The sequence below is a fragment of the Borborobacter xinjiangensis genome (assembly GCF_047739745.1).
Taxonomy (GTDB): domain Bacteria; phylum Pseudomonadota; class Alphaproteobacteria; order Rhizobiales; family Rhizobiaceae; genus Pseudaminobacter.
This window is the reverse complement of sequence record NZ_JBLLVA010000014.1, coordinates 109,043-120,459: the sequence shown is the minus strand read 5'-3', so window position 1 is coordinate 120,459 and position 11,417 is coordinate 109,043. Positions and strand designations below refer to the sequence as shown.

The 11,417-nt window shown below is 60.3% G+C and carries 9 protein-coding genes; 5 read left to right on the top strand and 4 right to left on the bottom strand.

Annotation, left to right across the window (positions count from 1 at the left end):
* From ACLKMW_RS16095 to ACLKMW_RS16080, 4 genes are all read left to right on the top strand, one after another.
* Window positions 1–607, top strand: a 607-nt coding sequence (locus tag ACLKMW_RS16095; RefSeq protein WP_415725494.1) for a M10 family metallopeptidase C-terminal domain-containing protein, incomplete at its 5' end; no start/stop codon positions are given.
* A gap of 328 nt (window positions 608–935) precedes the next feature.
* Entirely contained in the window at window positions 936–2,681 is a 1,746-nt protein-coding gene (locus ACLKMW_RS16090; RefSeq protein ID WP_415725493.1) for a type I secretion system permease/ATPase, read from the top strand.
* A 2-nt stretch (window positions 2,682–2,683) separates the two neighbouring features.
* Window positions 2,684–4,066, top strand: coding sequence for an HlyD family type I secretion periplasmic adaptor subunit (locus tag ACLKMW_RS16085; RefSeq protein ID WP_415725492.1), 1,383 nt, complete (start codon window positions 2,684–2,686; stop codon window positions 4,064–4,066).
* A gap of 365 nt (window positions 4,067–4,431) precedes the next feature.
* The gene (locus ACLKMW_RS16080; protein ID WP_415725491.1) at window positions 4,432–5,658 is read left to right on the top strand and encodes a glycosyltransferase family 4 protein; all 1,227 of its coding nucleotides are present in this window, start codon (window positions 4,432–4,434) and stop codon (window positions 5,656–5,658) included.
* Window positions 5,659–5,678: 20 nt separating this feature from the next.
* On the opposite strand, the gene ACLKMW_RS16075 is transcribed toward ACLKMW_RS16080, so the two are convergent.
* Genes ACLKMW_RS16075 through ACLKMW_RS16065 form a run of 3 tightly spaced genes read right to left on the bottom strand, consistent with a single transcriptional unit; the run spans window position 5,679 to window position 8,874 of the window.
* Window positions 5,679–6,530: an ExeA family protein gene (locus ACLKMW_RS16075; protein ID WP_415725490.1), complete on the bottom strand. Its 852-nt coding sequence runs from the start codon at window positions 6,528–6,530 to the stop codon at window positions 5,679–5,681.
* A gap of 28 nt (window positions 6,531–6,558) precedes the next feature.
* Window positions 6,559–7,362 carry a CpsD/CapB family tyrosine-protein kinase gene (locus ACLKMW_RS16070; protein WP_415725488.1) on the bottom strand — a complete coding sequence of 268 codons (804 nt, stop codon included), beginning with the start codon at window positions 7,360–7,362 and terminating at the stop codon, window positions 6,559–6,561.
* Window positions 7,363–7,392: 30 nt separating this feature from the next.
* Window positions 7,393–8,874, bottom strand: a complete 1,482-nt coding sequence (locus tag ACLKMW_RS16065; protein ID WP_415725487.1) for a GumC family protein — start codon at window positions 8,872–8,874, stop codon at window positions 7,393–7,395.
* A 498-nt stretch (window positions 8,875–9,372) separates the two neighbouring features.
* Between ACLKMW_RS16065 and ACLKMW_RS16060 the strand changes: the two genes are divergently transcribed.
* Window positions 9,373–10,053 (top strand): sugar transferase, encoded by a 681-nt coding sequence (locus ACLKMW_RS16060; RefSeq protein ID WP_415725486.1) that lies wholly within the window; start codon window positions 9,373–9,375, stop codon window positions 10,051–10,053.
* Between the two features lie 234 nt (window positions 10,054–10,287).
* On the opposite strand, the gene ACLKMW_RS16055 is transcribed toward ACLKMW_RS16060, so the two are convergent.
* Window positions 10,288–11,082 carry a LuxR C-terminal-related transcriptional regulator gene (locus tag ACLKMW_RS16055; RefSeq protein WP_415725485.1) on the bottom strand — a complete coding sequence of 265 codons (795 nt, stop codon included), beginning with the start codon at window positions 11,080–11,082 and terminating at the stop codon, window positions 10,288–10,290.
* Window positions 11,083–11,417: the final 335 nt, after the last annotated feature.

Here is an 11,417-nt window from a genome sequence, read left to right as displayed (position 1 = left end):
GAATGGCGATGGCGTGCATGACTTCGAGATACAGTTGAAGGGGCTGGTCAATCTGAGCGCCGAAGATTTCGTCCTGTCGGCTACGTCCACGCCTGCGCCCACGCCCGAGCCTGCGCCCACGCCGGAACCTGGGCCTGCGCCTGAACCTGCGCCTACTCCGGGCGATCAGATTCTCAAAGGCACCTGGTACGGCGATAAGCTGGTTGGCGGTGACGGCAACGACGTCATCAGCGGGCTTGGAGGAAAGGACGTGATGACGGGCGGCAATGGCGCCGACCGCTTCGTGTTCAGCAAACCTTCCGAGGCCGGGTCCGATTCCAGCAGGGATATCATCACCGACTTCCAGAAGGGCGTCGACAAGATCGATCTTTCTGCAATGGACGCGAATGGCTCGGCGGCCGGCAATGGCACCTTCCACTTCATTGCGCAGGAAAACGCACTGTTCGACCGAGCCAAGGGCGCCTTGGCCTGGCATCTGGAGGACAGGGCCGGCACCAGCAACGACCATACCGTGATCCAGGGCGACCTGAACGGCGATGGCGTGCATGACTTCGAGATGCAGTTGCAAGGGCTGGTCAATCTGAGCGCTCAGGATTTCGTCCTGTAGCACGCATCCCGCCGACGCAGGCCGCAGCCCAGCGCTGCGGCCTGTAAACGCCGTCGACGGTTTCGACATTTGGCAGCCTCCACTATGGCGGCATTGCGCTTCACGGCGCCAGAGCAGTGTTCTGATTTAGAATAACGCCGGACCCAGCCGGACTCACAAGAGCAGTACTGCCGAGATCTTCACTCGGAACGACTTCGCAATCGCCGGGGCCAGTTTGGTCAGGCATGCACTCAGATTTGGACGATTTGGAATTGGACTGTCACATGTTGAGATTTGAAAGCGGGCGGCGCGACAGGGAATCCATGGTCACCCGGCCGAGGATGGGCGCATGAAGCCGAACAACCAAGTGCGGTCCACGTTTCGCTATTGCGCAGGGGCGCTGCTGGCCGTCGGCATCTTCTCCGGCGTGGTGAATATCCTCGGCCTGACCGGCTCGCTTTACATGCTACAGGTCTATGACCGTGTGCTGCCGTCGCAGAGTGTGCCGACGCTGGTCGGCATCACGATCGTGATGGTCTGGCTCTACGCGATCTATGGTCTTCTCGACTTCGTGCGTCTGCGCCTTCTGGTTCGCATCGGCAATACGGTGGACCGGCGGCTGCACGGTCCGGCGTTTGCGGCGTCGCTGCTCTTGCCCTTGCGAACGGGCCATGAGGGCGCCCGGGTGCAACCCATCCGCGATCTCGACCAAATCAGGTCCTTTATTTCCGGAGCGGGGCCGACTGCCTTTTTCGATCTGCCCTGGCTCCCCTTCTATCTGCTCATCATCTATCTCCTGCATCCTATGCTCGGATTGCTGGCGACGGGTGGAGCCGCCATCATCGTCTTGCTGACTTTCGCGGCCGAGATGCTTGGGCGGGCGCCTTCGCGACGGGCCCTCGAGTCGGTGATCTCGCGCAGTTCCTACGCTGATGCGGGTCGCCGCAACGCCGAAGCCATACGGGCGATGGGCCTTGGCGCCCGCTTTGGCCAACGCTGGAGCGAACACAGCCTGCGCTTCCTTGCCGACCAGCGCCGTGTCTTCGATGTGATGGGCGCAACCGGCGCAATGACGCGTGCCTTGAGGATGATGCTTCAATCGCTGGTTCTCGGTCTGGGCGCCTATCTCGTGATCTCCGGCGAGGCATCGGCAGGTGTCATCATCGCGTCATCGATCATGCTTGCACGGGCGCTGGCGCCGGTCGACATCGCCATCGCCAACTGGCGCGGCTTCGTGTCGGCCCGCCAAGGCTATGCCCAACTATCGAGAACACTGGCCGCGCTGGGCGCCGGCGCCCAGCCCATGGCATTGCCGAAGCCGCAGCACACGCTCTCCGTCGAGTCGCTGACGGTGGCAGCTCCCGGCCAGCAGAAGCCGCTGATCCACAACGTCTCGTTCAAGCTGCATGCCGGCTCGGGACTAGGCGTGATCGGACCCAGCGCGTCCGGCAAGTCAACTCTGGTACGTGCGATCGTCGGGGCATGGCCCTCATTATCCGGCGCGATCAGGCTTGACGACGCGAAGCTCGAACATTGGGACCATGAAGCGTTGGGGGGGCACATAGGCTACCTGCCGCAGGACATCGAATTGTTCGACGGTACGGTTGCCGAGAACATTGCCCGTTTCGACGAAAATGCCCAGGCGCGGGACATTCTCGCTGCAGCTAAGGCAGCCGGCATCGACGAAATGATCCTCAGGCTACCGGAGGGATACGGGACGCGGATCGGCGCCGGCGGCACGGCACTTTCGGCCGGGCAGCGCCAATTGGTCGGGCTGGCGCGGGCGCTCTATGGCGATCCCTTCCTGGTGGTGCTCGACGAGCCCAACTCCAATCTCGATGCGGACGGCGACAACGCGCTTGCAAGGGCCATCCAGACGGTTCGCAGTCGCCAGGGCATTGTCATCGTGGTGGCCCACCGCCCATCCACGCTGGTGAATCTCGACCAGGTGCTGGTGATGGCGGGTGGTAAGGTTCAGGCGTTCGGTCGAAAGTCCGAGGTCCTAAGCAGGGCTTTGCGGACCGATACGCCTCAGTTCGCCCCACCCGCCGCGCACCGGGAACGTACCGTCGTTCCTCTTCATGAGGGGAGATAGGTTTGTCTATTCGCTCGATCCAGTCAGGCGTCATCGCCGGAAGGAGCAACGTGTCTGACGGCGCTGCGCCCGCCAAGCTGCCCGGACCTCGTCCGAAAAAATCCGGCGAAGGCATCCGAGCCAACGTTCTGTTCGGGCTGGCGGTGTCCGTGCTGCTGGTCGGCGGTGTCGGGGCATGGGCTGCGACGACCTCACTGGCCGGTGCGGTGATCGCGATGGGCAACGTCGTCGTAGAGAGCAATTCCAAGCAGGTGCAGCACCAGACCGGCGGCATCATCGGAGAGATCCTGGTCCGCGATGGCGACCACGTGTCGGCTGGCGACGTGGTTGTCCGCCTCGACGCGACCACCACACGCGCCAACCTGCAGATCATCGCCCAGCAATATGACCGCACGGTTGCCAGGCTGGCGCGGCTGCAGGCCGAGCGGCTTGGACTTGCCGAGATCAAGTTTCCGGACGAACTCATGCGGCGCGCGGCGGAGCCCGGGCTGGAATCCGTGCTGGCTGGCGAGAAGGCGCTGTTTGAAAGCCGCACCAAAGCTCGTGTAGGCCAGAAGTCGCAACTCGAGGCCCGCTCGGGCCAGCTCAAGCAGCAGATCGAAGGCCTCATCGCCCAGCGCAATGCAACCGAGCAATCCGCCACGCTGGTCGAGAAAGACTACAACAGTGTGCAACAGCTTTACGAGAAGAAGCTGGTTTCACTCGAGCGCGTCAGCGAGTTGCAGCTCGAGCTGTCGCGGCTCAGGGGCGAATTCGGCCGGCTTTCCGCGGCGATCGCCGAAACTGAGGGCAAGATCAGCGAGACGGAATTGCAGGCCATTCAGGTCGACGAGGATATGCGCAAGGACGTCAACGAGGAACTGCGCGAGCTCGACGGCGCGGAGGTGGAACTGGTCGAGCAGAAAGTGGTCGCGCAGGACCAGCTCTCGCGCACGGAGATCCGTGCTCCGCAATCCGGCGTCGTTCAGGAGCTTCAAGTCCACACAGTGGGCGGCGTCATCTCACCTGGCCAGACGCTGATGCTGATCGTGCCGGCGCGGGACCGGCTGGTCATCGACGCGCAGATTGCTCCAGCCAGCATCGATGACGTCAAGCCCGGGCAGCCGGTCTCCATCCGGTTTCCAGCCTTCGATGTCGCCACGACGCCCGAATGCGAGGGCACCGTGCAGCGCGTCTCGGCCGACCTCATCAACGATAGCGAGCGGCAGATCTCTTATTTTCTCGCCCGCATGACGCTCGATGACCAGAACGCCTGCCTGCGCGACGCCAGACGTCTGCAGCCCGGTATGCCCTCCGAGGTCTACATCCAGACCGGCGAGCGCAATGTGCTCTCCTACGTCATGAAGCCGCTGTCCGACCAAATGAACCGGGCGTTCAGACAGTAGCAGAAGCCACCGCGGTCCTTTGGCAACTTGCCCCGCACGGCGCTGGATTTGCTTCCCAGGATTAGACTAGCCGCCGTGAAGCGGGCACAGGATTGGACAGTACTGCCGGCCGCTTGCCTCTGGCGGGGCGGAATACCTCCGTCCTGCCGCGATCCGCTCCCGCATGCGCCCCATCTCCATCTATTGCTGCCTCGCGGCTAAGGACACCTGAACAAAAGGCGCAGCGGCCTACCTCGTTTGCCAACTGGCGGCTGGCGCGCGCCGAAGAGTAGGTTTTGTCTTGAAGCATTGGACGCCTGTTATCGCGAGGGCATCGAAAGGATCGCCCGCCGCAGCGCGACCAAACTGCGCGGGAGACAAGAATATTGGAACGTCACCACATCCTGATCTTGGTCGAAAACCTGCCGGTTCCGTTTGATCGGCGTGTCTGGCAAGAGGCGCAGGCATTAAACGAAGCTGGCCATACGGTGTCGGTGATTTGTCCCAAGGGCAAGGGATATGACAAGTCCTATGAGGTGATCGGCGGCATCCACATATATCGCCACCCGCTGCAGGAGGCGCGATCGACCGCCGGATATCTTCGCGAATACTGCACCGCTCTCGCCTGCCAGATCTACTTGTCGTTTCGGGTGAGGCGTCGCCAACGCATCGATGTGATACAGGCATGCAATCCGCCGGACCTGATGTTCCTGGTGGCACTGGTCCACAAGCTTCTGTTCGGGACCTACTTCGTGTTTGATCATCATGACCTCAGTCCGGAACTCTATGTCAGCAAATTCGGACGAATGGATTTTCTGTACCGGGCGTTGTGCTTCCTCGAGCGGCAGACATTTCGCATGGCGGATGCGAGCATCGCCACCAATGAGACTTTCCGCGACATCGCCGTAGCACGCGGGGGCATGCATCCGAACCAGGTGATTGTGGTCAAGAGTTATCCCGAACCCGCCAAGTTCCAGCGCATCGCGGCCGATCCGTCGCTCGTCGTTCCGGGAAAACACCTCGTTGGCTATATCGGCATCATGGGTGAGCAGGACGGCGTAGACACCCTGGTGAGGGCCATGGCCGAAATTCTGTACGCTCGCAAGCGAGACGATGTTCACTGCATCATCATAGGTGACGGACCCGAACTGAAGCGGCTGCAGACGATGGCCGCCGCTCTCGATCTCGGGCGCTCGGTGCATTTCACCGGCTATCTCAGCGGACCTTCCCTCATGGCGCATCTGTCGGCACTTGACCTCGGAGTGATCCCTGACCCGCCAAATGACTTCAACGACAAGCTGTCCATGAACAAGGTCTTCGAGTACATGATGCTCGGTCTGCCCTTCGTGCAGTTCAACCTTCGCCAGGCGACGCGCGAAGCCGGGAGTGCGGCATTGGTGCTGGCGGAGCACTCTCCACGCGCGCTTGCCGACGGCATACTTGAACTGATCGATGATCCAGAGCGGCGGAAAGACATGGGGTTGGCGGGGAGGGCAATTGCCGAGCGGGAATTTCAGTGGCCCGCCGAGGCCCGACAATATGTCGGCGCATATCAAAATCTGTTTCGTTCAAGATTGAGCCTGAATGGTCAGCGGCATTATCCCGCATCTTGACCAGCCCGATGAATAGGACATCAGGCGGAGATGGCGGCGACGTCAAGAAACTGCGTCCGGCGATCGGCGACAACCTGGCGGACAAGATGGTCGTCAACGGTCGTCAGGTCTTCGGCGAAGGCATAGACCAGCGCGTAATCGCAGATCTGGTTGATCACACGCGGCAGGCCGCGGCTTGCCCGGGACACGATCTCGCAGGCCGCCGGTGTGAAGATTTCATGCGTGGCACCGACCACCGCCAGGCGATGGGCGATATAGTCGCCGACCGCCTCGCCAGGCATGCCGAACAGATGGAAGTCGGCTGACACGCGCTGTGCGAACTGCACCATTCTCGGTCCGCCGATGGTCTTGCGCAGTTCGGGTTGGCCGACCAGGATGATCTGCAGCAATTCATCCCTGTCGCCGTTCATGTTGGAAAAGCCGCGGAGTTCCTCCAGCATCTTTTCCGACAGGTTCTGGGCTTCGTCGAAGATGAGGACAGTGTGGCGTCCGGCCGCATGTTCGGCGTGCAGGAAGGTCTCGAACTGCGAGAAGAGCTCCACATAGGCGACCCGTCGGCCGATCGGCTGCCCGAGCGACGACAGCGCCCAATGGATCAGCTTGCCGCGTTCGCCGTGCGCGTTCGAGATCAGGCCGATCTTGAGGTCGGGGGTTGCCGATCGCAACAGATGCCAGATCAACGTGGTCTTGCCGGCGCCCACCTCGCCGGTGATGACGGTGATGGGCGCGAAGGTCGCCAACCCGTATTCCAGCATGGAATAGGCGCGCGTGTGATTGGCCGACCAGTAGAGAAAATCGGTGTCCGGCCGCAGGCTGAACGGACGCCCGGTCAGTCCGAAGTGCTCGGAATAGATCAGATACGAGCTGGACATGAAATCCCTGCGAAAAACAGCATCCGCGTCAGTAGCCGTACTTTTCGGGAGCATATCGGCACTTGTTCAGGACGACGCCGAGCACCTTGGATTTTTCCGACAGCTCCTGTTCGCAAATATCGATTTCTCCCAATGTGCTCTGCTCGGCCGCCGCGATCAGGATGACGCAATCCACAAGCGGCAGGAACGCCATGACATCGTCATTGGCGAGCATTGGCGGCAGGTCGAATAAAATGATGCTAGGGTGCAGCTTACGCTTCAGGCCCTTCAGCGCCGTCGCCGTTTCCGGGCTCTGCAGCAGCTCGGCGGCGAAACGGACAGGGCGATTGTTGGCGGCGATGGCGACATTGTTTCCGTAGCGGACGAATACGTCCTCGACCTGGCTGTGTCCCTTCAGGAAACTTTCGATCGAGGGCGGCTTGGCCATTCCCAGCGTCTTGGCAACCTGCGGCCGCCGCATGTCGAGGTCTACCAGAACGGTGCGGCATTCCTTGTGGTGCGCGAGGCTGAACGCAAGGTTGAGGCTGACGACAGTCTTGCCGCAGGCCGGCGTCGGCGACGTGATAGCTATCGAGGTCCATCTGTTCTGGCGCAGAAGTTGCAAAACCTTGGTGCGCATCATGTCGAACTGCAGATGAGCAGGGTCCGAGCGGGTTACGGTCACCAGACGGTTTCTGGCAGCCAGCCTTAAATCGATGCTGAGCGGCCGCAAATTCCTCCAGACCGTTTCACCTTCCGGCGTAAGCGGGCTCGCCGCTTTCCCAGCCGACACCACAGGTTTCGTACCATGCTGTTGCTTGGCTTTCTGCAGGGCTGCGTGAATGTGTTCCATCGTCCGGGTTCTGACCTGTGTTCGGGGTCTTCAGGATGCTCGTGATGTCCCGTTCGGGCTGGTCAACTGGTTCGAGAGCCAATTGCGAAAGAACGTCATGAACCGCCGTTCACCCGGTGCCGGGATATAGGAAATGGTGGCCAGCGGCTGGGCTTGAAGCAGTTGCACGATTTCGATCGGCCGCCGGACGCTCCTGTTCAGCAGTTCAAGCAGCACGACAAGGCCCAAACCAAGTCCGAAACCGCCAATGACGCCCATTCCTGCGATGCGATAACGATTGGGGCTGATCGGGTCTTGCGGAGGCATTGCCGGCTCGACCACGGAGAACCGCTCGCCCTTCGAACGGATTTCAATCTGCTCGCCGGTCGATGCTTCAGCGAGCCGCGCCGTCGCCGTATTGTACTGCGTCTGGACGTTGTCGCGGCTGCGGTCGAGCGCATTCAGGATTGTCTCATTGGCCGGTGTCGCCGCGATCGATTTGGTCAGCTCCGCCAGATCTTTGGAGATCGCAGCTTTTTCGGCTTCGATGAACTGCAGTCGCTCGTCGATGTCGGACAATTGCAGGTCGACGTCGGAAACACCGCGCTTGCCGCCGCCTTTGTCATCATCGGCAGCCTGCCGCACGCTCCTTTCGAGGCCCGCTATGCGGGTCTTCAGGGCAACGATATTGGGGCTTGCTTCGGAGAACATCACCAGCTGCTCGGACAATGTGCGCTTCAGGTCCTGCAGCATTTGCTGATCCTGCGTCAGCGGTACGAGGTTGGGGACGCGGCCGGTGGCTTCGAACATCTGGATGAAGTTGTTTCGTCGGCTTCGAAGGCCCGCTTCCTCACGCTCCAAAGCCCGGAGCCGTTCCTGCTGGCTGCTTTGCTGGACGCGGCGAAAGTCCAGACTGTCCGGAAGCGCGTTCTTGTTGTCGTTCTTGAATTTCAGAATCTCGCCTTCGATCTGAGTAAGGTCAGCGCCGAGCCTTGCAACTTCCTGTTCAAAGAACTGCAGCGTGTCTCCGGCCTTGCCGGTGCGCAGACGTACATTCTTGCGCAGGATGAGCGCGACGAACTCGTTGACCACGTCGGAGGCCAGTCGAGGGTCGGGTGCGTCGAACGATATGTTGAAGATGATAGCGCCGTCGCCGCCCGGCGTGTCCTGCTGCAAACGCGCAAAATTGGTCCGCTCCTGCATGTCTTGAACGATATCCGCATCCGACAGCTCAGCCTTTTCGTCTCCGTAAATGTTCAGCTTCCTGGCAAGGGTCAGAACGTTTTCGCGCGTCGTGATCTGCTGTTCGATGATCTGCAATTGCTCGATGGGGTTGGACGGCACTGTCGGGCGGGCAAGGTCTGAGGGGATCTGCGGCGCCTCCACCAGAATCCGCGCGCTGGCGCGGTAGACCGACGGCAAAAGCAGCGCAACGGCCACCGCGATCGCAGAAATCGAAAGGGCGATAGCGAGAAAATAAGGCAGCCGCCTCAGGAAGATCGACAGGTAGAAGCGTAGATCTATATCGCCCAACTCACCCAGCCCCTTTGGTCGCCGCAACGCGGCAGGAAAGCCATTGTCAGTTGCGGGAGCATGGGATGGTAGACCGTCGATAGGGGTGGTGCGGCGAAAGTGAAGCTGCCGGCATAATCCCTTTGGTTGAGTCCGCCTATCCGAGCGGGCGAAGCACGACAACCCGGGTTCGCCCTACGGCGAAGCCGTGCACCCCATACCGATCCCAATACTGGCCGGCGTGCTTCCAGGTGTCTCAAATCCGGGTCCAAAACCGGATTTATCGAGCCCTCCCGGTGCTCGCTCCTTCTATTTAGATCAAATTATCTAAAGACGAAAATCGGTCAGTATCGTAAATTTTTTGCCAACAGCTTGGTTTCCGGGAAAATGATTGACGTGTTGAAAGAAGATACATTTACAAGCAAAGCAACGTCAATCAAATAATATCATGAATACGTGCTGAAGGCCCTGGCCCCGAGCTGTCGTGCATTTTGACGTCTTCTCTATTGGGGCGAGCACATGCCGGGGCAAGTTTCAACATCGCACCCTCTCGAATATCCGGTCGAGCCGCTCGCGCGGGCAAGGGTCAGGCCGACTTCCGGGTACGCCGTCGTCAAGCGAGCCATCGATCTTGTTGCGGTGCTGGTCAGTGCGCCGATCACGCTTGTCATCATCGGCATCCTGGCGCTGCTCGTGCGCCTCGATGGTGGCCATGCCTTTTACAGTCAACGTCGTCTCGGCAAGGATGGCCGGGTGTTCGTTCTGTGGAAGCTGCGCTCGATGGTCCCGGATGCGGAGCGCCGTCTCGAGGAATACCTCTCGCAGAATCCGGAGGCGCGGCTGGAATGGGATCTCACCCAAAAGCTCCGCCGGGATCCGCGCATTACCTGGCTCGGACACTATCTGCGCAAATATTCGGCCGACGAACTGCCCCAATTATGGAATGTCTTCCTGGGGCAAATGAGCCTTGTGGGACCGCGACCCATGTCGCCGGAACAGCGCCCGCTTTATCCCGAAACCGCCTATTTCGATATGCGGCCCGGCCTGACCGGGCTCTGGCAGATCGGTGAGCGCAATGGATGTTCTTTTGCGCAACGCGCGGCGCACGACACCCAATATGCAAAGATCATGTCGCTCGGAACGGATATCCGCATCCTGCTGATGACGGCCGTCGTGGTGGTGCGTGGAACCGGATTGTAATCGAGGGTAATTCCCTCGTTTTGCCGCTCCCGGCGGGGCGGTTCAGGATTTCGCCGGCGCAGTAACTTGCGCCGGCGAAATCCGTTCGCGGTGGCGTGCTTCAACTCCTACGCGACACGCCGCCGCGGACAGGGCTTGTCGGCGCCATGCGCCACTTTGGACGCAGGGCAACACCCTCAAGCCTGAACTGACGCATTCCGCCTGGATCAGAGAAGCGGCGAAATGCGGCGGGCTTCAGAAGCCCAGCCTGCGCGAGGAAGCCGATCCATCGGCGGCGGGAAACTCGCCCGGAAAGAGATCATTGATCTTATAGGCGACTTCGGTCCTGTTCGTGGCCTTGAGCTTCTTCATGATGTTGCGGATATGCACCTTGACGGTGCTCTCGCGCAGGTCGAGCTCATAGGCGATGATCTTGTTTGCCTTGCCGCGCCGCAACGCCTCGACGACCTCGGCCTGGCGCGCGGTAAACATGCTGGCCATGGGGCGGGCGTTCTGATTTCCCGAATCGAGGAATTGCCGCATGGCAAGCACGCTGCTGGCGGGCACGAAGGTGCCGCCCGCAAGCGCCAGCTCGATGGCTTCGATGCAGACATCGATGCCCACCGAGGAAGGAATGTAGCCCCGAGCGCCATATTCCAGCGCAGTCAGTATCTCGCCCAGATCGTCGGTGTCGGCCAGCACGATGACGGGAGCGGAGCCGAGTTCCGCCGCAAGCGCCTTTATCTCTTCGCCGACCGTCGAATCCTTGATCTTCTTGCCACCCGCATTGAGCAGGATCGCGGACGGCAGTTCTTCCTGTTGCCTTTTCCACTCTTCAATGGAGCCAAAGGCCGATACTTCCATGCCCACGCCGTGTGCGATGATGCTTTGCGCGAAGCATTCCCGGTCGAGTGCACGACTGTCGATGATGACAAGGGAAAGGCGGGGCTGCCCATCCGCTTCCGCCGCTCTTCCGGCAAGATTATGCTCCGCCGAAGCCGAATGGTTTAGTTGAGTATGGTTGGCATTTGCTGTTGCTGTCGAAGTCATAGATGGTCCCCTAACAACGTTACATTGCGCTTCACCACATTGGGCCATGACTATAGTATCGCGGTCCCGTCCTTGAACCACGTTGAGCCATCAAAAACCTTCACGAGGCGCACGCCGATACAATCTAATGTCGCCCGGCATGCAGTAAGGCGGCCCTAACCCTCATCAGAGACTACACCGTTAGACAATTGGGATTATTAACTTGGGTTAATGGACGGTAAGCTTATTTTTTGGAACTTATCGGACAGTTTGTAACTTTATTCCGGTTTGCTTTGGTTAAATGCCGCGATGTGCGGGACCTAGATGAAATCTGCCTCTCCCAATCGACGTAAATT